Below are 20,644 nucleotides of genomic sequence, written 5' to 3' on the forward strand. Positions count from 1 at the left end.
CCCCCCGGGGGGGCGGGTTATGGAGCCTGAAAATCGCTTTGTCTGGAACCGCCCCGGATGACCTGGTCAGGTTTCCCGAGCAATTTTACGGTTCCGTCGATATAACCAAAATATCCGCCAAAACGGCCATCCGCCGTTTTCATCTGGTTGGTCGTGCTGTTTTCATTGTCCGCCCGCTGATCCCACACAACGGGAATTCGAGTATCCTCGGTGATCCGGAGATAGGTGAAGGCATTGGCTTTTCCGTCCCAGGTGGTGGAAACGATATAGTTGGCGGAAAAGTAGCAGTCCCTGTTCCCTCCAAAAATATTTTGACCCAAGCCACGCCTGCCTCCCACGGCGTTGAACGGGTTGATAAAAACCTTGGTGTCCCGGATATAGCCATCGTCATATAGAACGCGCAAACGCCATGTTTCATCAACGCTTCCGTCTGGCCGTTTGGGAGGAGGGAGCACCTGTTTGTGGTCGGAGGAATAAAGCAGCAATCCGGTTATCAATTGCCGGACGTTGGACGCTGCTTCCGTTCGCCTGGCCGAGTTGCGGACTTTGCCTGCCACGGGAATCAGGATCGCGGCAAGAATCCCGATGATGGCGATGACCGTCAGCAATTCGACAAGGGTGAACCCACGCGGGGAAGGGGTATGTTTGGCCGTATTCATGATCATGGAGCAAGGGGTTGCGCAGCAGGATAGCAGGTTGGGCTGGTCAGGAAACCCTGCGTCTTTTGGCACTCCGAATTGCGCAGGCGAGCAAGCCTGCGGCGGCAAAAATCGCAACCGCCGAGGCCGGTTCGGGAACGGTTGACAGGTTGACCGATCCATAAAGTCCATTCGCATTGCCCGATAGATAGATGCGCGAGAAGGACGAAAAAGAGGCATCCACAACAGACTGTTTATTAACTCCATCGACCCATAATTCGAGCGTATTGGTTGCGGCAATCCATGACAGGGTGACGGTGGCGAATGGAACGGTGTTACCGCCAGCGGCAAGATGCCCGGATTGAACATACTGTGGCGAGGAAAGTAGCGTGCCTGGATTTGTTTGGTATCCTGCAATGGTAGCGGTGATTTTGCCGATGCCTACTCTACCTTCTCCATTATATTGAGTGTCCGCTGCCCCATCCCAACGGACATAATATCCATTGGTTCCGGTTGCATCCGTGATCGCAAACCAGTTTGATCGTCCATAGCTTTCGCAGAACATGGTGACCGTAAGCGAGAAATCGTCGGTGATCATCGTGTCGCCTGCGCTCGTGTAAACGGTTGAATTGTTTAATCTCAAATAGGTTTCCGGCCATGCTCCACTCCCGTTCATCAAGGCGGGCGTATTCACCACGGATGTCCACGTGGCATTCATCTTGTTGTCGCCAGTGTTCCATCCATCATAAGTAAAGTCTTCGGAAAATACGATGACGGATGCGTGGGTTTGTTGCAGCCCGGCGACTGCGGTAACGAGGGCAATGGTAGCAAGCAGATATAATCTGGATTTCATGTGTGGTGTTTTATCGGATTGGGGTTTCGAGTTTGACGGAGGAGATGAGAGCGGCGCTGTTGCCGGCCAGGAGGAGGCGTGACAGGGAGCCCGGCGAAACGTCGTCCGCGCTCGCGATTTCGATATTGTTCACCAGCAAGGTGAGCCGCTTTTGGGCGTTGCTCCACTTGAGAGCCAGTGTCGCAAAGGGAGGCGAAATCGCCGCGCTTTGTGTGTTTGAACTGTTGTGTCCGGAGGTGGCCGGTTTGGTGATAAAGGGACCCGGCCGCTGGTAGCCGAGCCGTTCCGAGGGCTTGAGGTCGATCTTGCCAATCGCAACCCGGCCTTGGGACGAAAATTGCGAAGCAAGCCCGGTGTCCCATGCGACAAAATAGCCGTCAGTCCCGTCCTCGTTGGAAAGTCCAAACCAGTGAAGCCGGCCATAGTGGGTGCTCAAAAGTTGCACGGTCAGAACAAAATCGGAATCGACGGGTTTCCTGAGGGACGTTGAAACGATGCTGTTGGCCAGTTTGAGGTAACGGGCCGGATACACAGGGTCGGCTCCTTCTTCTATAACCGGCTTGCGCTGCCAGGACTCCCACGTGGCGGACATGGGGCGGGGACCGGCATCCCAGTCGGAGTAATCAAACGAGTCTTCAAAAAGTGCGGCTGCTCCCAAATGAAGTGTCGCCAGAACAAAGAAAGCAGCACCCTTGATGAGTTGAATTTGGACACATGAGGCCGCTTTGAAAATTGGGATGAATGGGAATGGGCGCATGGCGTGGACAGGGTTATCAGTGAGGTAAATGATGTGGGTGGCATTTTAGCTTTGAGCTTCCGAACGAGAAGGCATTGTTTGCCCATCACGATGCGCAGTGGCGCTGAAAATCTGAAAAAATCCGGACGCCCGCCGACGACACGTGAGATCGCAGCGGCCTGCGGGTGTAACCAATCCACTGTCTCGCAGGCGCTGCGCGATCACCCGCGCATCTCACCGGCGAGGCGGCGCGAAATTCAGGAAGTGGCACGGCGCATGGGATGGCGTCCGAATGCCTTTGCCTCGGCCTACATGGCGCATCTGCGCACACAGCGCCTCCCGAGCTATCAAGCGACTTTGGCCTTCCTGACCACTCATGCCGGCTCGCCGCATGTGAAGGACTTGCCGATCTACATGAGGCGGCATTTCAACGGCACGCGTGAGCGGGCGGAAGAGCTGGGCTATGCGCTGGAACCGATCTGGTTGCATGAACCGGGGATGAGCGGGCGTCGGCTCAACAGCGTCTTGCGCAATCGCAATATCCCGGGGGTGATTATTCCCGGTATTCTCAAACCAACACCACTGTTCGGCCAGTTTGACTGGTCGCGGGTGGTCGCCGTGGCCTTGGGGTTCTCCTTGACCGAACCTGATATTGACCGGGTGGCGGTGCGAACCACGCATGGGTTCGACCTGATGCTGCATCGCGCGGTGGAACTGGGGTACCGGAAAATCGCGGTGGTCGTGTCGCATGCCTATGATCATCGGGTGGACCACGGCGTGTTGTTTCCCACCTCCTATGCCCAGCAGCACTGGCCCCGGTCGCAAACGATCGAAACGTTCTGTTTCCCCCGGCCCGACGAGAGCGAGATACCTCGTATCCAGGATTGGCTGCGCCGGTATCGTCCGGAGATCGTGTTGGGGGAAGACATCGTGTGGCGTTCCATCAATGCGATGGGGTGGCGCATGCCTCGGGATGTGGCATTCATCAGTGTGGACCGGCTGCCGGACTGGCCGGACATTGCCGGATTCAACCAGAGGCACGAACTCCACGGAAGCGTCGCCGTGGACTTGGTCGTGGGGCAGTTGTTACAAAACCAGCGCGGGTTGCCCGCCGTGCCGCGTTGCGTACTGATCAAGGGATGCTGGGAGGATGGGGCGACCGCTCCGCCGCGAACGTCTTGACAACAAAAAGGACGCACTTCGAGTGCGTCCTTGTGTGTGACGGTAACGGGCAGCGTGCCGCCGGCTCAGACCTTCGGGCCGCCCTGGGCGAGGTTGCGGGCGCGCAGGCGCAGGCCGTTGAGGCGGATGAAGCCGGTGGCGTCGCTCTGGTTGTACCAGCTCTTCACGCCTTCCATCGAGGCGATGTTCTCGTCGTAGAGCGAGTACTTCGACTTGCGGCCGCAGGTGATGACGTTGCCCTTGTAGAGCTTCAGGCGCACGGTGCCGGTCACGAATTTCTGGCTCTGGTCCACGAGCGCCTGCAACGCCTCGCGTTCGGGCGCGAACCAGAAGCCGTTGTAAACCAGTTCGGCGTATTTCGGGATGAGCGAGTCGCGCAGATGCTCCACTTCGCGGTCGAGCGTGAGGCTTTCGATCTGCTTGTGCGCGTGCATGAGGATGGTGCCGCCCGGCGTCTCGTACACGCCGCGGCTCTTCATGCCCACGAAGCGGTTTTCCACGAGATCGACGCGGCCGATGCCGTGCTTGCCGCCGAGCTTGTTGAGGGTTTTCAGGACCTTGCCGGGCGTGAGCTTCTTGCCGTTGACCGCCACGCAATCGCCTTTCTCGAAATCGAGTTCCACGTACTCGGGCTTGTCGGGCGCGTCTTCGGGCGAGACGGAGAGCTTGAACATCGCCTTGTTCTCCTTCGTGGTCGGATCGAACCACGGGTCTTCGAGGATGCCGGCCTCGTAGGAGATGTGCAGGAGGTTGCGGTCCATCGAGTAAGGCTTTTTCAGCGAGGCCTCGACGGGGATGTTGTGCTTCTGGCAATAGGCGATCATCTCGGCGCGGCCGGGGAAAGCCTCGCGGTAGGCGTCGATCTTCCAGGGAGCGATGATCGTCAGGTCGGGGGCGAGCGCCATGTAGGTGAACTCGAAGCGGCACTGGTCGTTGCCCTTGCCGGTGGCGCCGTGGGCGACGGTGTCCGCCTTTTCCTTGCGGGCGATGTCCACCTGCGCCTTGGCGATGAGCGGGCGCGCGATGGAGGTGCCAAGGTAGTACTGGCCCTCGTAGATCGCGTTGGCGCGGATCATCGGGTAGATGTAGTCGCGGGCGAACTCCTCGACGAGGTCGAGGGTGTAGTGCTTCGAGGCGCCGGTCTTTTTGGCCTTTTTGTCGAGGCCCTTCAACTCCTCTTCCTGGCCGACATCGGCGGCGAAGGTGACGATCTCCGCGTCGTATGTTTCTTTAAGCCACTTGACGATGACGGAGGTGTCGAGACCACCGGAATAAGCGAGGACGATTTTCATGGTTTTGTCGGAAAACGGGAAACGCGCATCAAAGACAGCGTTTGGCCGGGAATCAACGCGAATGAACGCAGGCCCGCGCGCGGGGATGTAACCGGAAGGGGTGGCAGCCGGATTGGCAGATTGGCGGTAAAAGTGGCACGGGCATCCCTGCCCGTGGACGGCGCCTCTCCGTGTGGCGCGGGCGTCCCGCCCGCAACCGTTGCCTCTCCGCTCTGACGTGTCACGGCTGCCTGGCGGTAAAACCCCGTGCCACTCCCGGCGGGACCTGAATGTTGGGAGTTGAGCGTTCGGCGTTGAGCGTTCAGCCCTTTCCTCCATGAGCGCCCTTTACGAAATCAAAACCGCAATTCGCCCCGAAGCCGCCGATGCCGTCGACGACATCCTGCTCGAACTGGGCGTCGAAGGCTGGAGCCTGTTGCAGGACGTGATCGTCAACCGGGCGTGGATCGTCGGCATTTTTCTGTCGGACTCCGAAGCCGAGGCCCGCGCGCGCTGGCAGGAGCTTGCGCCGCTGGTCCGCGATATCGCCGCGCCGGAGGAACCGGCGATCCGTGCGCTGGCCGACCAGGACTGGCGCGACAGCTACAAGGCGCATTTCCACCCGTGGCAATTCGGCCGGCTGCACTGGGTGCCGGTCTGGGAACGCGACCGGTACACGCTGCCGGCCGGCGACGGCGCGATCTGGCTCGATCCGGGGCTGGCCTTCGGCACGGGCAACCACGAGACCACACGCCTCTGCGTGGAGCGGCTGGTGCGCCAGGCCGAGGCATACGCCGCTGCCGCGGCCGACGGCAGCGGCCTGGACGGCAGGCGCGTGATCGACGCCGGCTGCGGGTCGGGCATCCTCGCGCTGTCGGCGGCGCGGCTGGGATTTCGCGAGGTGGACGCGTTCGACAACGACCCCGAAGCGATCCGCGTGAGCCGGGAAAACGCCGCGCTCAACGAACTCGCCGGAGCCGTGCGGTTTTACGAGGGCGACCTCGTCAGCGGGCTCGCCGGCCGGACGGCCGACATCGTGCTCGCCAACATCCAGGCCGACGTGCTCATGCGTTTCGTCAAACCGCTCGTCGGGGCGGTCGCGCCCGGCGGCTTGCTCGTGCTCAGCGGCATCCTCGCGCACGAGAACGAGCAGGTGCGCGCGGCCTTCGCCCCCGCAACGGGCGGCTGGCGGACGGAGCACCGCGTGATGGGCGAGTGGAGCGATGTGGCGTTGACGCGGCCGGCGCAGAAAGCGTAGGGGAGCACTTCACGTGCGCCCGTTGATGATCACCGGAGCTTCATTTCGTGAACGGGCGCACGTGAATGAAGTGCGCCCCTACGAAACCGCCCTCGCCGCTTCCGCCCTTTCCTCGTCACGCAGTATCCGCGCATCCACGACAAACGGGCCGGCAGGGAGCAGGCTGGCGACGAGGACGACCGCCGTGCGTTTCCACGTCCACTTGAGCTCCAGCGCGGCCTGGATCGCCAGCCACACGTAGAGCAGGAACAGGATGCCGTGCGCCATGCCGACGACGCGCACCGCCTGCGGCTGGCCGGCGAGGTACTTGAGCGGCATGGCCACGCCGAGCAGCAGGAGAAACGAGATGCCTTCGAGCCAGCCGGCAATCCGCAGCCGGCCGGTGGTAGTCTTGAGTGTGTTCATGGCTGGAAACAGGGAGAGAAATTTGTGATGGTTGTCCGCCACCGCTACGCAGAAGCGTGCATTTCGCAACGTGCCCCGCGCAGTCGGGCCGGTGCCCGGCAACCGGGCGGACAGAAGAAGAGGAGGGAGAGGGAAGAGGGGCGACAGCTATATCTGGTCCTGATAGTTGCACATGCCGCCCGAACCGGTAGGATGATACGCTGAAAACTCAGGACGGGTTTGTTTCCGGAGCCGGCAATCCCGCCAGAACACCTGCCACGTCAGGCCCGCAATCCGAAACCGGAAGGCCATCATGAAGACGACCATGGATACCCTGCACCCACCCGAGACCCCGGAAAACCCGCCGGCCAGCCAGAACGGCCGTCGAACCTCCCGGCGCTCCGACGCCGGCAAGATCGGCTGGATCCTGCTCTGGCTGCTGGGCGTGCCGTTGCCCGTGCTGCTCATCTTTTTCCTCCTGCGCGGTTGCACATGAGCTGGGCCGGCGTCGCAGGCAGGGGAGGCGGCGTACAGAACTCCCTGACGACCTTGCCGTATCTTTTGGCAAGGCGGCTCGCCTTGTCGCGGTGTTGCGTTACCGGTTAACGTCATGCGTTACGATGTCGTGATTGCCGGCGGCGGATTCGCCGGCGCCTACTGTGCAAAAACCCTCGGCAAGGCTCTCGGCGCCGAAGGGGTGAAACGGGTGGCCCTGATCGCCGAGCGCAACGTCCTCGTTTTCCAGCCGATGCTGGCCGAGGTCGCCGGCTCGTCGCTCATGCCGGCGGACGTCGTGCAGCCGCTCCGCCAGATGTGCCGCCACGTGGACGTGCTGCAAGGCGCGATCAACCACATCGACTGGCCGACGCGCACGCTCACGCTCGACGGCGGCCGTTTCACGCGCAACCACCAGGTGAGTTTCGACCACCTCGTGCTCACCCTCGGCAGCGTCACCGACCTGAGCCGCGTGCCCGGCATGGCGGAGCACGGCTGGCCGATGAAATCCGTGGCCGACGCCCTGCGCCTGCGCGCCGCCCTCATCAACCGCCTGGAGGAGGCCAACCTCGTGGCCGACGACACCATCCGGCAGCGGCTGCTGACCTTCGTCGTCGTGGGCGGCGGTTACACCGGTGTGGAAACCGCCGGCCAGCTCTTCGATTTTATCCACGAGTCGCTCCGCTTCTACGCCAACCTGCGCGCCTCGCGCGTGCGCGTGCTGCTCGTTCACAGTCACGATTCCCTGCTCGCGGAGATCGGGCCCAAGCTCGGCGCCCATGCCGAACGCGTGCTGCGGCGGCGCGGCATCGAGGTGCTGCTCTCGACGCGGGTGGCGGCGGTGACGGCCTCGAAAGTGATGTTCGAAAACGGCGACGAGATCGAGGCGCACACCGTCGTCTCCACCATCGGCAACGCGACGCACCCGGTGGTCAGCGACCTCTGCCGGCAGATCGGCCTGCCCCTGGAGCGCGGCCGTGTGCCTGCCGAGCCGACGCTCCGCGTGCGCGGGCAGGCGCACCTGTGGACGGCCGGCGACTGCGCCTCGGTGCTCTGGGACGACCGCGGCGAACAGAAAATCGCCCCGCCCACCGCACAACTCGCCCTGCGCCAGGGCCGGCAACTCGCGCTCAACCTCGTCCGCGTGCTCCGCGCGCCCTCCGGCACGGAGCCGGCGCTGCGTCCGTTCACCTACCGCTACCTCGGGCAGATGGCGACGATCGGCGAACGCGAGGCCGTGGCGGAGGTATTCGGGTTTCATTTCAGCGGATTCATCGCCTGGTGGATGTGGCGTTCGGTTTACCTCGCCAAGCTCCCCGGCCTGCTGCGCAAGCTGCGCGTGATGGTGGACTGGACGTTCGAGCTCGTTTTCCCGCGCGACCTGAGCCTGCTGCTGCCGCCGCCCGAGGACATCCTGCGCTCGATCCACCTCGAACCGGGCGAACTGCTCTTCAAGCGCGGCGACCGGTGCCGGGCGTTTTTTTATGTGACGGAAGGCGAACTGGAACTCGTGCCGGCGGAGGGCCCGTCCGCCGCGCGGGTGCTCCCGGCCGGCTCCATCATCGACCAGGACGAACTCGACGCCGACGGCTGCTGGCGCGCACAGGGCCAGGCGCGCACGCGGGCCGACGTCGTGGTGTTTCGCGGCAAGGCCCTCGACCTGCTCCGCAGCGGCCTGCGACTGGAGCGGCGCGGGTAAGGCCGCGATGTCCTTTTTACACAAAGCTCGCAAAGGACGCGAAGGAGATAACTGGCAATCCTTTGCGCTCTTTGCGGCCTTTGTGTAAAAATCCGGAAGATTCCGGGCATCCGGTTAGCGGGAGTATTCGTTCAATTTTCCGGCTCCGGACCTCCCGGCTTTCCCGTCGAAACGCCCGAAGAATCAAAATCCCCGCTCTCTGCGTTTGCTTCCGTGCCGTTTCCGCAACTACACCACCGTCCGCCACGCCCGACCGATGACCGCCACCACCGAACCGACCAACCTCTACGATCTCACCCGCCCGGAACTCCGGGCGCGGGTGGAGTCGTGGGGCATCAGCCCGGTGCATGCCGCGCGGCTCTGGTCGTACCTCTACCTCGAAGGCGCGGACCACCTCGCCGCCATGCCCGAGTTGCCGGATCGGCTGCGCGCCCGTCTGGAAGCGGAAACCGCCTTCGGCCGTCTCGCCGTCGCCCGCGAAACGCATTCCTCCGACGGGTTTACCCGAAAATACCTGCTCGCCCTGCGCGACGGCCGCGAGATCGAGACCGTGCTCATGCGCTACACCGGCCGCGTGACGGCATGCGTGAGTTCGCAGGTCGGCTGCGCGATGGGTTGCGTCTTCTGCGCCACCGGCCAGATGGGCTACACGCGCCACCTCACCGCCGGCGAGATCGTCGCGCAGGTGATGCACGTGGACCGCGTGCTCCGCGAAACGGCCGCCGCCGCGCTTTCCGGCCGCGATGAAGCCCCCGCGCTCGCCGAGCCGGACAACGCCTCCCCGCACCACCGCCACGAACGCCTCCGCAACATCGTGCTCATGGGCATGGGCGAACCGCTGCACAATTACGACGCCGTCATGCGCGCCCTCGACATCCTGCGCGACGGCAACGGCCTCGCCCTCGGCGCGCGCAAGATCACCCTGTCCACGGTCGGCGTGGTGCCCGGCATCGTCCGCCTCGCCGACGAAGAGCGCCCCGTCCACCTCGCCGTGTCGCTGCACGGCGCGACGCAGGAGGAACGGGCCGCGCTCGTCCCCGCCGCCCGCGCCTGGCCGCTCGACGCGCTGATGGAGGCGTGCCGCTACTACGTCGAAAAACAGCAGCGCCGCATCTTTTTCGAATGGACGCTGATCGAGGGCAAAAACGACGGCCCCGACCAGGCGCACGCCGTAGGCCGGCTGTTGCGCGGGTTGCAGGCGCAGGTGAACCTCATCCCGCTGAATCCGACTTCCGGATACGCCGGCGGACCGACGCGCGTCGAGGCGGCGAAGCGTTTCCAGTCCGTGCTTGCGGACTACGGCCTGCCCAGCACCGTCCGCCAGCGCCGCGGCATCGACATCGGCGCCGGCTGCGGCCAACTGGCGACGCAGCGCTGATCCTTCCGCCCCCGCTTACCACGCATGCCGCAGCGTCACCGCAGCCTGCCAGTCCTCGTATTCGCGGCCGGGATTGCCGGCGACGCGCGAATCGCCGATGTCGCACAGCACCGAGAAATCCAGCGTGGTGCCTTCGGCAAATGTGCGCGTGACACCCGCCGTCACCGTGTGAATCCAGTCGTTGCGCGCTGCGGGCGCGTCCACGCTGTCGCGCCAGTCGCCGGACTGGAACCAGTAGCCGGCCCGCGCGCTCCAGCGCTCGTCGAACCGGTGCGTCCATTGCAGATCGAGCGACGTATAGTCATACGCCGTGCTGCCGCTTGCGCTCACCCAGCGGTGGGATTTCAGCTTCACGGTCAGCGTGTCCGCCTCCGTGGCTTCCCAGCGCAGGTTGCCTTCGGTGTAGGGCAGGACGGGGTGGCGGTCGTCGTCGCCCGTGCGCGGCATGTCGCTCGTGTAACGGCGAAAATCGGGACCGGCAAACAGGCCGAGCGTGAGCGTCGGCGAGAGTTTTCCTTCCACGCCGACGAGCGGACGCAGGAAGAGGTTGGACGAATTGACATCGACCCACGACAACTCGTCCTGCCACTGGCCGCCGCCGCGCAGCGAGGCCACCAGCGCAAAATCCCGCGTCCCCGGAAGCGTCCAGCCGCGCTCGATCCCGGCCCACGCTTCGGCGCGGTCCACGTAGTTGCAGTAGCCGGGCAGGACCGCCGGCCGGATGTTCCTGGTATAAAAATCCTGATACATGGCGGCGAACACCCCGCGCACGAAGCCGCCGTCGAGTTCGCGCGTGAGCTTGCCGTCGGTCCGGAGCACGAGCTGGTCGCGACGGTCGCGAACCGTGGCCGCGCCGATGGCGGGGCTGCCGCCGGGCCGGTCGTAAACGGGACCGCGGTCGGCGCCGTCGGTGAGCAGGGCGCTGGCACGCACATCCCATTTCCAGAAACCGTCCTTGCCGGCGAGGCTGGCGTGGAGGCGGTGATCGGTGTGGTTTTCGTCGTGGTAATCGGAGTAGCCGGTGTACTCGGCCGAGTAGCCGGCCTCGAATTTCCCGAGGCCGGAAAACGGGTGCGTCGTGCCGATGCCGGCGAGCACGGAGCCGGCAAAGGCGTCGGCCTTGGCCGGGGCGGCGACGGCGGGGTTGGCGGGCGTGCCGCGGTTTTGCAGATAGAGGTTGGAATCCCAGGAGAACCGGACCTGTCCGGTGATCTTCAGGGTCCATGACGGGGCGGCGGCCACCGGCGCGGCCGCTGCCGCCGGATCCTCCGCAGCGGCGAGCGGTGCGGCGGGAAGGGCCGACGCCAGAAACGCGATGGCGGCGAGACGGGTTTGTACAGTGATAGTCATGATCCGGGAAATCAGGTCTGCTAATCAGAGCCTGTCCGGTATCCGCCGGGCAAAGGCCAACCCGCCGCCTCGTTTGCCAATCAGTGGGCATTTTCTGACCCGGAGCTGCTGCGTCCAAAGGGATGGCCACAAAAAACATAAAAGAACACGCCGCGCATGGAGCCCTCCATCGCGCTTATAAGCGCGCGGGGGGATTCTCGCCGGGCAAACGGGATTTTTGTGCTTTTTGTGGCCATCCCCTCTGCGCTCCGGACGCCGCCCGCCGGTGATTTTTTCGGCTTTCAGCCTTCGACCTTCGGCCTTCAGCTTTGTCCGATGCCCGAAGCCGAGCCCGTCAACCTCAAGGAAAAGGTCCGCCACCTGCCCGACAAGCCGGGAGTCTACCTCATGCGCGACCGCCTCGGCCGCATCATCTACGTCGGCAAGGCCAAGAGCCTCAAGAAGCGCGTGTCGTCGTACTTCATGCCCTCGCGCGCCGCCCGCGAGCTGCATCCGAAAATCCGCACCCTCATCAGCCTCATCGCCAATTTCGACACCATCGAGGTGAAGTCCGAGCCCGAGGCGCTGTTGCTCGAAGGCCGGCTCATCAAGGAGTGGCGGCCCAAATACAACACCGACTTTACCGACGACAAACGCTTCCTCCTCGTCCGCGTCGATCCCGCCGAGCCGCTCCCGCGCTTCCGCCTCACGCGCCTGCGCAAGGACACCCGCTCCCGCCACTTCGGCCCCTTCGCCCACAGCGGCCTGTTGCGGAAAACGCTCGCGCAGATGCGCCGCCAGTTCGGCATCCTGCTCGGCGACGCCACCCCGCGCCTCCTGCCCGACGGACGCTGGCAACTCTACGACGACGTGCGCCAGGAACTCTACGGCTGGCCCAACGAAGTCACCGAGGCCGACTACCGCGCGCGCGTCGAGGAAGCCTGCGCGTTTCTCGACGGCAAATCCCGCGAATGGCTCGCGCAGCTCCGCGAGGAGATGGCCGCCGCCGCCGGGAAGCACGAATTCGAAAAAGCCGCCGAGCTGCGCGACATCGTTTTCGCGCTCGAAGGCACGTTGCAGAAAACGCGCAAGTTCGAGCGCAACCACCCCGTGGTCGCCACCGACACCGACGCCATGCGCGCGCTCGGCGAGGCGCTCGGCCTGCCCGCCCCGCCGCGCACGCTGGAGTGCTTCGACATCTCGCACATCAGCGGCACGTTTGTCGTGGCCTCGATGGTGCACTTCGCCGACGGCCGGCCCGACAAGAACAACTACCGGCGTTTCCAGATAAAAAGTTTCATCGGCAACGACGATTTCCGGGCGATGGAGGAAGTCGTCGGCCGCCGTTACCGCCGCCTGCGCGAGGAAGGAAAACCGTTTCCCGATCTCGTGGTGATCGACGGCGGACGCGGCCAGATCGGCGCCGCGCTCAAGGCCTTTGCGCTCATCGAGGCCGAGCCGCCCGCGCTCATCGGCCTGGCGAAGAAACACGAGACGATCATCTTCCCCGACGAGCGCCCCCCGCTCAACCTCCCGCTCGCGCACCCCGCGCTCGGCCTCCTGCAGCGCCTGCGCGACGAGGCGCACCGTTTCGCCAACACGTATAACGCCGACCTGCGTTCGAAAAAAATCCGCGAGAGCGTGCTCGACGATTTCGAGGGACTCGGCGACGTGCGCCGCGCCGCGTTGCTCGCGCATTTTGGCGACATCGACCGCCTGCGCGCCGCCACCGAGGAACAGATCCGCGAGGTCCCCGGCTTCGGCCCGAAGCTGGCGGCGGAGCTGCATGCGTGGCTGCATTCGTAGGAGCGGCGGCATTCATGCCGCCGCTCCGTCATGTGCTCTGCGCCGCCCGCGTTTGCATCGCGTCCGCAACTGGCTACCGTGCGCGCAAATGTTGTCTCGTCCGTCTTGCCTGCCGTACCCGTTCCGCCTGCGCCGTCCGTTTTCCGGTTTTGCCATCGCGTTTGCCGTCGTCATCGCCCTGGGCGCCGCACTTCCGGCGGCCCGTGCCCAGGTCAAGGCCAGCCTCGTGGCCGCCGATGCCTCGATCCGGCCGGGCGAGCCGTTCACGGTCGCGCTCCGGCTCGAACACGAGGAGCACTGGCACACCTACTGGATCAACCCCGGCACCGGCTACCCGACCTCCCTCGAATGGCAACTGCCCGCGGGCTGGAAAGCCGGCGACATCCGCTGGCCCACGCCGCAACTCACCCGCACCACCGCCGGTGACATCACGGGCAACGGCTACGAGGGAGTCGCGTACCTGCCGGTCACGCTCACCCCGCCCGCAGACCTGAAGCCGGGAGAAACCGTCACGCTTCGCGTCAAGGCCGGCTGGCTGATGTGCGCCGACGTCTGCAAACCCGGCGAGGCCACGCTCGAACTTGCCCGCCCCGTCCGCGCCGAACCGCCCGCGCCCGATCCGGAATACGGTGAAGCGGTCACGGCCGCCGTCGCCGACCTGCCGCGCGCGTTGCCCGAAGGCTGGAGCGTGGCGGCCGTGCGCGCCGGCAACACCGTGGGCCTGCGCCTCTCCGCCACCGCCGACGCCGCCCGCCCGTGGCCGTCATCCGACGGGCTCTGGTTTTTCTCGGACGACGGTTTTATCGCTTACGAGGAGCCGCAGCCTGCCACCTCCGGTGCTGCTGCCGCCGATTCCGGCAAGGCCGGCGGCAAACGCGAATGGACGCTCGCTCTCAAGGTCTCCCCCGCCGCCGAACCCGGCACCGGCGAGCGGCTCAAGGGCGTGCTCCGCACCACCGGGGCGGACGGAGCCGTCGCGGGTTTCCTTGTCGATGTGCCGATTGAAACCTCCCCGGCGGGTGTCGTCGGTACCGGCGGTCTGGAAATCGTCGGCAGCGGCGGCGTCACCACGACCGCGGTGCCGACCTTCGGCGCGCAGCTCGCGCTCGGGTTTCTCGGCGGACTCATCCTCAACCTCATGCCGTGCGTGTTTCCCGTGCTCGGCATCAAAATCCTCGGTTTCGTCAACCAGGCCGGCTCCGACCGTCGCAAGGTTGTGGTGCATGGGCTGACTTTCACGGCGGGGGTACTCGTTTCGTTCTGGGCGCTGGCCGCGGTGCTGGCGGTGCTGCGTTCGGGCGGACAACAGCTCGGCTGGGGCTTCCAGCTGCAATCGCCGGTGTTCATTTTCGTGATGGCGGTGGTGCTGCTCGTTTTCGCGCTCAGCCTGAGCGGCGTGTTCGAGTTCGGGCTTTCGGCGACGGGCGTGGGCGCGCGCCTGCAATCGAAGGGCGGCAGTGCCGGGTCGTTCTTCACCGGGCTGCTCGCCACGGTCGTGGCCACGCCGTGCGCCGCGCCGTTTCTCGCGCCCGCGCTCGGGGCGGCGCTGGCCTTGCCGACGGGGCCGTCGTTTCTGTTGTTCACCGCCATCGCGCTCGGGTTGTCCGCTCCCTACCTGCTGCTTTCGGCGTTTCCCGAGGCGATAAAACTCCTGCCGCGGCCGGGCGCGTGGATGGAGACGTTCAAGCAGGTGATGGCGTTCCCGCTCTACGCGACGGTCGGCGGCCTCGTCTGGGTGCTGGCCGGGCAGGTGGAGGAACAGGCGCTGCTGATGACGATTTTCGGGCTCACCACGGTGGCGCTGGCGGTGTGGTTTTACGGACGCTACGCGGCGCCCGGCGCACCCTCCCGGCGCGTGCGGATCGGCATCGCCGGCGGCGTGCTCCTGCTCGCGGCCGGCACCGCGCTGGGCTGGCCGCGCCCTGCCGCGCCGACCGATATCGTCTGGGAAGAATGGAGCCCGGAACGCGTGGCCGAGTTGCAAAAGGAAGGCCGCCCGATCTACGTGGATTTCACCGCGCGCTGGTGTTTCACCTGCCAGACCAACAAAAAACTCGTTTTTGGCTCCGGCGAGGTGCTGCGTGTTTTCCGCGACAAAAACATCGCCACGCTGCGCGCCGACTGGACGAACCAGGACCAGCGCATCACCGAAGAACTCGCGCGCTGGAACCGCGCCACGGTGCCGTTCAACCTCGTGTATCTGCCCGGCCATGACGCGCCGCAGCCGCTGCCCGAGCTGCTCACGCCCGACATCGTGCTGAAGGCGGTCGGGGCGAAGCAGGAGTCGTAGGGGCGCACTTCACGTGCGCCCGTTTGCGGGACGACGCTCCGATGATCATCAACGGGCGCACGTGAAGTGCGCCCCTACGGCTCCTGCCATGCCGATTTCAATGCCGAGGGAGTCCCGGTGGACTTACGCTTCACGAAAAACTTTGCCGCGCCCGCATGCAGCGGCAACCATGCCGCCGCTCCCGATGTCACGTGTTTTCGCCCTCACTCTCCTCCTTATGAGTACCCTCGCCGCGACCGCCTCTTCTGTTCCTGCCGATACCGTGATCGTGCTGCACGGGCTGGCGCGGCATCCGCCGTCGATGGCGAGGATTGCGGGATCGCTACGGGCCGAGGGTTACACGGTGCGCAATCCCGGTTATCCCTCGCGAGGGGCGACCGTCGAGGAACTGGCGGAGCAGGTGTTCGGCCCCGTGTTTGCCGAAAGCGCGGCGGGCGGTGTGGACCCGGCGCAAGACGCGGCCAGCGGCGGGCGCATCCATGTGGTGGCGCATTCGCTGGGGTGCATCCTTTTGCGGCAGTACATCGCCGTCCACGGCGTGCCGGCGCGGCTCGGACGCGTGGTCATGCTGGCTCCACCCAACACCGGCAGCGAAATCGTGGACCGGCTCGGCGACTGGCGGCTTTTTCAATGGATCAACGGCCCGGCCGGCGGCCAGCTCGGCACCGCGGCGACGGGCGAGGCGAGCATCGTCACCCGGCTTGGACCCGCGCCGGCCGGCGTGGAGATCGGCGTGATTGCCGGGAGCTTTTCGTGGAACCCGCTTTATTCGTCGCTGATTCCGGGCGACGACGACGGCAAGGTGGCCGTGGCGCGCACGCACCTCGACGGCGAGGCGGCGCACCTCGTGCTGCCGTACTCGCACACCTGGCTGATGTGGCGAAAACGCACGCTGGCCGCGGTGAACGCGTTTTTGCGGACGGGACGGTTTTAGTACCGGCATCGCTCGCCGTGTTTTTTACACAAGGCCGCAGAGTACCGAAACCGAAGGAATGGCCACAAAAAACACAAAACTTCTCTTTTGCCCGGCGGGAGTCCCCCGTGCGCCTATAGGCGCGATGGAGGGTTTCATGCGCGGCCTGTTTTTTCGTGTTTTTTGTGGCCATTCAACAACCGGCGGTCCGGTCACGGAGTGACAGCAGCCGCCTCCTCGATCCGGAAAAACGTCGCCGGCAAATCCGGACGCGGGCGGACGGCGAGCACGTCGTGGAGTTTGGCGAGCTGGCGTTCGATCTGTTCGAGGCGAGGCGTGTCGGCCACGAGCAGGAACATGCGGCTTTCGGCGCCGTCGCCGACGGGCGCGCACCGGATCGCCTCCAGGTTGAAGGCGCGGCGCGCGAACAGGCCGGTGATGTGCGACATGGCGCCGGGATGGTTGCGCACACGGAGATCGAGAATGATGGAAGACATGGTGATGACGGTTTGTCGTTCGGTATGGCGGCGAGAGGATGCGCGGGCCTGCGTTATGCCGTCGCCAGATGATGGTGCTCGATCGTCTGGCGGTTGGCGGCGCCGGGCGGCACCATCGGCAGCACGTTGGTCGCATCATGTATCGGGATGTCGATGACGCAGGGACCGGGGCGCGAGAGCGCGTCGGCGATCTCGGCGAGCGGGTCGCGGGAATTGGCGGCGATGCGGTGGCCGCGCACGCCGAAGGCGCGCGCCAGCGCCGCGAAATCCGGGCCGGTGTCGAACCGCGAGGCAGCGTAGCGCCGGTTGAAAAACAGCTCCTGCTGCTGGCGGACGAGGCCGAGGTGGGCGTTGTTGAACACGAGGACGGCCACCGGCAGGTCGTGGTCGGCGAGGGTGGCGAGTTCCTGGATGTTCATGAGCAGCGAGCCGTCGCCGCTGACGCAGGCCACGCGGCGGCCGGGCGCGGCCAGCGCGGCGCCGATGGCGGCGGGCAGGCCGAAGCCCATCGTGCCGAGTCCGCCGGAAGTGAGGAAGGTGCGCGGCTCGCGGAAGGGCCAGGCCTGCGCCACCCACATCTGGTGCTGGCCGACATCGGTCGTGACGATGGCGTCGGGCGGCAGGGTTTCGCCGAGGAAACGGCAGAGGTTGACCGGATGGAGCGGCTCGGTTTCCCGCGGCGGATGGTGCAGCGGATGCGCGTCGCGCAGGGCGGCGGCGCGGGCGAGCCAGGCGGCACGTTCGCGAGAGATGCGGGTGGCATTTCCCGGCAGCCGGGCGAGCAGGCGGCGGAGGATGTCGGCAGCGTCGCCTTCGAGGCCGAGGAAAGGTTTTTTGATTTTCCCGATCTCGGCGCGGTCGATGTCGATATGCGCGATGGTGGCGCGCGGGCAGAACTCGGCGACCTTGCCGGTGGCGCGGTCGTCGAAACGCGCGCCGATGGCGAGGAGCACGTCGGCCTCGTCGAGGATCGTGTGTGTGGCGCGGGTGCCGTGCATGCCGAGCATGCCCATGAAGTGCGGATCGTCGGCGGCGATCGAGCCGAGGGCGTTGAGCGTGCAGACCACGGGCGCGGCGAGGCGGCGGGCCAGTTCGCGGGCGTCGCCGGAAGCGTTGGCCGCGATGATGCCGCCGCCGAAATAGAGAACCGGACGGCGGGCGGAGGCGAGCAGCGTCGCCAGTTCGTCGATACGGGCCTCCGGACAGGCGGGAGCCGCGATGCGTCCGCCGGGCGCGGGGAGCGCATCGTCGGCGATGGCGATGGAGGCGGTCTGCACGTCCTTGGGCAGGTCGATGAGCACGGGGCCGGGGCGGCCGGATTCGGCGAGTTCGAAGGCGAGCGGCACGATTTCCGGCAACTCGGCGACGTCGCGCACGAGGAAATTGTGTTTGGTGATCGGGACGGTGAGGCCGTAGGTATCGACTTCCTGAAAGGCGTCGGTGCCGATGAGCGATTGCGGCACCTGGCCGGTGAGGGCGACGAGCGGGATGGAGTCGAGCCGCGCGTCGGCGATGGCGGTGAGCAGGTTGGTGGCGCCGGGCCCGGAGGTGGCGACGCAGGCGGCGGCGCGGCCGGTGACGCGGGCCATGCCCTGGGCGATGAAACCCGCGCCCTGTTCGTGGCGGGCGAGGATGTGGGTGATGCGGCTGTCGTGAAGCGCGTCGTAAAAGGGCAGGATCGCGCCGCCCGGGATGCCGGGCAGTTGCGTGATGCCCTGGCGTTCGAGCAATTTTGTCAGGAGGGTGGCTCCGGTGTAGTTCATTTTCGGTGACGTTGGTGTTGGAGGATGGCAGGCGTTGGTTTCGCGGTGCGTGTGGTGCGGGATGCCGTCCTTGCCGTCGTCGCCGGAGTTTTTTGGGGCGAAAAAAAGCCCCCTCCGGCGGTGACGCCAGAGGGGGCAAAAGTGATCTGTTTTAGCAGAAACCCTCTCGGCGCGCGGCGGGCACGACGACTACGACGACGGCTACGAGTACGAGGCCGAGGATCATGACGAGGGCGTTGGTGCCGGAGAGTTTCATTGGTTTCTGTCGAGGCGAAAACGGATGCACAGATGCGCGGAGCATGTCAAGACATGGAAAAAAGGCCTGCGATGGAGAGGGGATAACCGGGCGGAGCAAAGAGGGTTGCCGGTTTCCGGGAGCTTCGCGATTTGCCGCCGCTATTTCACCGCGAACGCATCGGGATCGTTCCATGGCCAGGCGCTGGCGTCGCAGACATCGTGCGCCTTGACATGCCAGTCGGCGAAGAGGAACACCGCCTTGCGACCGTAGTTGGGCGCCGGTCCGAACTGGCTGGTCGTGCCGGTGTAGCCGAGTTTCGTCGCCTTGGGTGACGGTCCGCCCGGATTCATCCGCAACCCCCCGCCGACATCGCCCTGGCTGGTGCTCATCACCGGAAAATAACCCGGCGCAGACAGGTCGCTCACGCGGACGGATCGGGTTTCAAGGTTGATGTTGTATCCGAAAGTTCCCGATGCGGAGTTGTCGGGGTTATAGGCGTTGGCCGGGTCCCGGAAGACAGGCTCCTTGTAGAAAAGCCTGATGTCCACATCGACCAGGCCGTCCATCTTGCCGTCCGTCCAGCGAATCTGCCATGGCCCGACGTAGGGCGCCACATGGAAAGGCCAGCGGGTTTTTTCGGTGGCTTCGGGCTGGGGCAGGAGGTCCTTGTGGTCGTTGGCGTGGAGCTGGAAAGCCGTGCCCAGCTCCCGCAGCCGGCTGATGCAGACCGATTGTCTGGCCGATTCGCGCACTTTCGACACGGTGGGGATCACAGGATGGCGGCGAGGATGCCGATGATGGCGATGACCGTCAGCAACTCGATCAGGGTAAAGGCCGGGGCAGATGCGACCGGGCAGAGCCCGTCACATGCGGCGGGAGTTCGGGGTGTTTCGGGTTTCATGGTTTTCAGGCGAATGAGGGCCGGCGTCCGGAGAGCCGGCATCGGGTTGATGGATTTCGGGTATTCGCGGGTTGACTACTCAGTGCCGCCGGCGGCACGCGCACATTGCGAGAACCAGCAACGCAACGCCGCCGGCGACCGTCGCGGAGGTTGCCGGCTCCGGGATCTGGCTGAGGCCGGCCAGGCGGATCGCGTCGAGTGCTTCGGCCGACAGCGCGCCGGATGCGCCGGAGGTTTCTCCATAGACCCGGATATCGTCGAGCCATCCGTCAAAGGCGCGCCCCAGCGATCCGGTGGCGCCGAAAGAAAGCGCCGCCAGGCTCTGGGCTCCGACGATGGTCGCGGATGTGCCCGATGCGACGAGTGAAACGGTCTGCGCGGAAGACCCGGCATAAATCTTCACCGTGCTCTGGCCCGCCACGCTGCCATCCCAGGTTACGGCGACAAACACCCATTCATCCTGCGCGGCGAGAATCGGGTCGGAGGTGGCGTTCGCGGCCAGCACGGTGCCGGAGTAGTTAAAACTTAACTTGCCGTTGCTTGTGCCGGCCAGCAGGAATCCGTTGGAGGCGTCGAACAGCCGCGCGCTGCTCGCCAGCGGTTGCGCGCCGTCGGTCTTGAACCACATCGAAATCGTGAACGATGTGAGGCTGTCCAAGGATTGCGTGTAGCCCACTCTGCCGCCGCCGGTTGGTGCGGTATTGAGACCCATGGTGGAGGCCGTGTTGTCGAACGCGTGATCGCCGGCCGCGCCGCTGACGCCGGTCTTGTCCGCGCCCCATGTCGCCGACCCGGCCAGCGTGCCGTCGCGGTTGTTGCCGGAGCGATCGGGCACCGTGCCGTCCACGACGGGCTGGTTGAAATCGTAATGAAGCAGCAGCGTTTGCGCCCGGGCGCCGAGAGGGACAAGGCAGAGCGATGCGGACAGGAGGCGAATCAGGATTTTTTTTATGTTGTATTTATTTTTCATGACGGGTTGGGAGGAAAAAGGAACTGGAACGGGGGGGGGGAGG

At 65.2% G+C, this 20,644-nt stretch carries 19 protein-coding genes and 1 pseudogene; 8 read left to right on the forward strand and 12 right to left on the reverse strand.

Annotation, left to right across the window (positions count from 1 at the left end; all coding sequences use genetic code 11):
* Positions 1 to 17: 17 nt before the first annotated feature.
* The 3 genes from OPIT5_12140 to OPIT5_12150 form a co-directional block, all read right to left on the reverse strand.
* Positions 18 to 665 carry an N-terminal cleavage protein gene (locus tag OPIT5_12140; protein AHF90845.1) on the reverse strand — a complete coding sequence of 216 codons (648 nt, stop codon included), beginning with the start codon at positions 663 to 665 and terminating at the stop codon, positions 18 to 20.
* Positions 666 to 1,079: 414 nt separating this feature from the next.
* A complete protein-coding gene (locus OPIT5_12145) occupies positions 1,080 to 1,187 on the reverse strand; it encodes a hypothetical protein (protein AHF94327.1) in 108 nt (35 codons plus the stop codon).
* A gap of 314 nt (positions 1,188 to 1,501) precedes the next feature.
* Positions 1,502 to 2,248, reverse strand: coding sequence for a hypothetical protein (locus OPIT5_12150; GenBank protein AHF90846.1), 747 nt, complete (start codon positions 2,246 to 2,248; stop codon positions 1,502 to 1,504).
* 90 nt (positions 2,249 to 2,338) lie between these two features.
* On the opposite strand from OPIT5_12150, the gene OPIT5_12155 reads away from it, so the two are divergent.
* Complete coding sequence (locus OPIT5_12155; protein ID AHF90847.1) at positions 2,339 to 3,409, forward strand: LacI family transcriptional regulator; 1,071 nt, start codon at positions 2,339 to 2,341, stop codon at positions 3,407 to 3,409.
* Between the two features lie 65 nt (positions 3,410 to 3,474).
* Here the strand turns inward: OPIT5_12155 and OPIT5_12160 are convergent, their stop codons facing one another.
* Entirely contained in the window at positions 3,475 to 4,701 is a 1,227-nt protein-coding gene (locus tag OPIT5_12160) for an argininosuccinate synthase (GenBank protein ID AHF90848.1), read from the reverse strand.
* Positions 4,702 to 5,017: 316 nt separating this feature from the next.
* Here OPIT5_12160 and OPIT5_12165 point away from each other — a divergent pair, with 316 nt between their 5' ends.
* The gene (locus OPIT5_12165; protein ID AHF90849.1) at positions 5,018 to 5,938 is read left to right on the forward strand and encodes a ribosomal protein L11 methyltransferase; all 921 of its coding nucleotides are present in this window, start codon (positions 5,018 to 5,020) and stop codon (positions 5,936 to 5,938) included.
* Positions 5,939 to 6,016: 78 nt separating this feature from the next.
* Here the strand turns inward: OPIT5_12165 and OPIT5_12170 are convergent, their stop codons facing one another.
* The gene (locus tag OPIT5_12170) at positions 6,017 to 6,343 is read right to left on the reverse strand and encodes a membrane protein (GenBank protein AHF90850.1); all 327 of its coding nucleotides are present in this window, start codon (positions 6,341 to 6,343) and stop codon (positions 6,017 to 6,019) included.
* Positions 6,344 to 6,490: 147 nt separating this feature from the next.
* Positions 6,491 to 6,649, reverse strand: a complete 159-nt coding sequence (locus tag OPIT5_12175; GenBank protein AHF94328.1) for a hypothetical protein — start codon at positions 6,647 to 6,649, stop codon at positions 6,491 to 6,493.
* On the opposite strand from OPIT5_12175, the gene OPIT5_12180 reads away from it, so the two are divergent.
* The 3 genes from OPIT5_12180 to OPIT5_12190 all read left to right on the forward strand — a co-directional run bounded on the left by OPIT5_12180 (position 6,648) and on the right by OPIT5_12190 (position 9,894).
* Positions 6,648 to 6,818 (forward strand): hypothetical protein, encoded by a 171-nt coding sequence (locus OPIT5_12180; GenBank protein AHF90851.1) that lies wholly within the window; start codon positions 6,648 to 6,650, stop codon positions 6,816 to 6,818. The genes OPIT5_12175 and OPIT5_12180 overlap by 2 nt on opposite strands.
* A gap of 114 nt (positions 6,819 to 6,932) precedes the next feature.
* Positions 6,933 to 8,516: a copper transporter gene (locus OPIT5_12185; protein AHF90852.1), complete on the forward strand. Its 1,584-nt coding sequence runs from the start codon at positions 6,933 to 6,935 to the stop codon at positions 8,514 to 8,516.
* 256 nt (positions 8,517 to 8,772) lie between these two features.
* On the forward strand, positions 8,773 to 9,894 hold the full coding sequence (locus OPIT5_12190; protein ID AHF90853.1) for a 50S rRNA methyltransferase: 1,122 nt from the start codon (positions 8,773 to 8,775) through the stop codon (positions 9,892 to 9,894).
* Positions 9,895 to 9,909: 15 nt separating this feature from the next.
* Here the strand turns inward: OPIT5_12190 and OPIT5_12195 are convergent, their stop codons facing one another.
* The gene (locus OPIT5_12195) at positions 9,910 to 11,244 is read right to left on the reverse strand and encodes a hypothetical protein (GenBank protein AHF90854.1); all 1,335 of its coding nucleotides are present in this window, start codon (positions 11,242 to 11,244) and stop codon (positions 9,910 to 9,912) included.
* A gap of 315 nt (positions 11,245 to 11,559) precedes the next feature.
* Here OPIT5_12195 and OPIT5_12200 point away from each other — a divergent pair, with 315 nt between their 5' ends.
* From OPIT5_12200 to OPIT5_12210, 3 genes are all read left to right on the forward strand, one after another.
* Positions 11,560 to 13,029 carry an excinuclease ABC subunit C gene (locus OPIT5_12200; GenBank protein AHF90855.1) on the forward strand — a complete coding sequence of 490 codons (1,470 nt, stop codon included), beginning with the start codon at positions 11,560 to 11,562 and terminating at the stop codon, positions 13,027 to 13,029.
* 88 nt (positions 13,030 to 13,117) lie between these two features.
* Complete coding sequence (locus tag OPIT5_12205; GenBank protein AHF90856.1) at positions 13,118 to 15,319, forward strand: thiol:disulfide interchange protein DsbD; 2,202 nt, start codon at positions 13,118 to 13,120, stop codon at positions 15,317 to 15,319.
* Between the two features lie 169 nt (positions 15,320 to 15,488).
* A complete protein-coding gene (locus OPIT5_12210; protein AHF90857.1) occupies positions 15,489 to 16,253 on the forward strand; it encodes an alpha/beta hydrolase in 765 nt (254 codons plus the stop codon).
* Positions 16,254 to 16,444: 191 nt separating this feature from the next.
* Here OPIT5_12210 and OPIT5_12215 read toward each other — a convergent pair whose 3' ends face one another.
* The 5 genes and pseudogenes from OPIT5_12215 to OPIT5_12235 form a co-directional block, all read right to left on the reverse strand.
* A complete protein-coding gene (locus tag OPIT5_12215; protein AHF90858.1) occupies positions 16,445 to 16,729 on the reverse strand; it encodes an acetolactate synthase in 285 nt (94 codons plus the stop codon).
* 53 nt (positions 16,730 to 16,782) lie between these two features.
* Positions 16,783 to 18,492, reverse strand: coding sequence for an acetolactate synthase (locus OPIT5_12220; protein ID AHF90859.1), 1,710 nt, complete (start codon positions 18,490 to 18,492; stop codon positions 16,783 to 16,785).
* Between the two features lie 151 nt (positions 18,493 to 18,643).
* A complete protein-coding gene (locus OPIT5_12225) occupies positions 18,644 to 18,748 on the reverse strand; it encodes a hypothetical protein (protein ID AHF90860.1) in 105 nt (34 codons plus the stop codon).
* A 140-nt stretch (positions 18,749 to 18,888) separates the two neighbouring features.
* Positions 18,889 to 19,673: pseudogene (locus OPIT5_12230) on the reverse strand (N-terminal cleavage protein).
* Between the two features lie 37 nt (positions 19,674 to 19,710).
* The gene (locus OPIT5_12235) at positions 19,711 to 20,601 is read right to left on the reverse strand and encodes a hypothetical protein (protein ID AHF90861.1); all 891 of its coding nucleotides are present in this window, start codon (positions 20,599 to 20,601) and stop codon (positions 19,711 to 19,713) included.
* Between the last annotated feature and the right edge of the window lie 43 nt (positions 20,602 to 20,644).

The sequence above is a fragment of the Opitutaceae bacterium TAV5 genome, assembly GCA_000242935.3.
GTDB lineage: Bacteria > Verrucomicrobiota > Verrucomicrobiia > Opitutales > Opitutaceae > Geminisphaera.

Bases quoted from the DNA above. Each gene is read 5' to 3' on its own strand.
- OPIT5_12215 (AHF90858.1), bottom strand. From the start codon at position 16,729: ATGTCTTCCATCATTCTCGATCTCCGTGTGCGCAACCATCCCGGCGCC.
- OPIT5_12200 (AHF90855.1), top strand. From the start codon at position 11,560: ATGCCCGAAGCCGAGCCCGTCAACCTCAAGGAAAAGGTCCGCCACCTG.
- OPIT5_12220 (AHF90859.1), bottom strand. From the start codon at position 18,492: ATGAACTACACCGGAGCCACCCTCCTGACAAAATTGCTCGAACGCCAG.
- OPIT5_12150 (AHF90846.1), bottom strand. From the start codon at position 2,248: ATGCGCCCATTCCCATTCATCCCAATTTTCAAAGCGGCCTCATGTGTC.
- OPIT5_12205 (AHF90856.1), top strand. From the start codon at position 13,118: ATGTTGTCTCGTCCGTCTTGCCTGCCGTACCCGTTCCGCCTGCGCCGT.
- OPIT5_12180 (AHF90851.1), top strand. From the start codon at position 6,648: ATGGATACCCTGCACCCACCCGAGACCCCGGAAAACCCGCCGGCCAGC.
- OPIT5_12190 (AHF90853.1), top strand. From the start codon at position 8,773: ATGACCGCCACCACCGAACCGACCAACCTCTACGATCTCACCCGCCCG.
- OPIT5_12185 (AHF90852.1), top strand. From the start codon at position 6,933: ATGCGTTACGATGTCGTGATTGCCGGCGGCGGATTCGCCGGCGCCTAC.
- OPIT5_12225 (AHF90860.1), bottom strand. From the start codon at position 18,748: ATGAAACTCTCCGGCACCAACGCCCTCGTCATGATCCTCGGCCTCGTA.
- OPIT5_12235 (AHF90861.1), bottom strand. From the start codon at position 20,601: ATGAAAAATAAATACAACATAAAAAAAATCCTGATTCGCCTCCTGTCC.
- OPIT5_12195 (AHF90854.1), bottom strand. From the start codon at position 11,244: ATGACTATCACTGTACAAACCCGTCTCGCCGCCATCGCGTTTCTGGCG.
- OPIT5_12170 (AHF90850.1), bottom strand. From the start codon at position 6,343: ATGAACACACTCAAGACTACCACCGGCCGGCTGCGGATTGCCGGCTGG.
- OPIT5_12155 (AHF90847.1), top strand. From the start codon at position 2,339: ATGCGCAGTGGCGCTGAAAATCTGAAAAAATCCGGACGCCCGCCGACG.
- OPIT5_12175 (AHF94328.1), bottom strand. From the start codon at position 6,649: ATGGTCGTCTTCATGATGGCCTTCCGGTTTCGGATTGCGGGCCTGACG.
- OPIT5_12210 (AHF90857.1), top strand. From the start codon at position 15,489: ATGCCGCCGCTCCCGATGTCACGTGTTTTCGCCCTCACTCTCCTCCTT.
- OPIT5_12165 (AHF90849.1), top strand. From the start codon at position 5,018: ATGAGCGCCCTTTACGAAATCAAAACCGCAATTCGCCCCGAAGCCGCC.
- OPIT5_12145 (AHF94327.1), bottom strand. From the start codon at position 1,187: ATGGACGATCAAACTGGTTTGCGATCACGGATGCAACCGGAACCAATG.
- OPIT5_12160 (AHF90848.1), bottom strand. From the start codon at position 4,701: ATGAAAATCGTCCTCGCTTATTCCGGTGGTCTCGACACCTCCGTCATC.
- OPIT5_12140 (AHF90845.1), bottom strand. From the start codon at position 665: ATGATCATGAATACGGCCAAACATACCCCTTCCCCGCGTGGGTTCACC.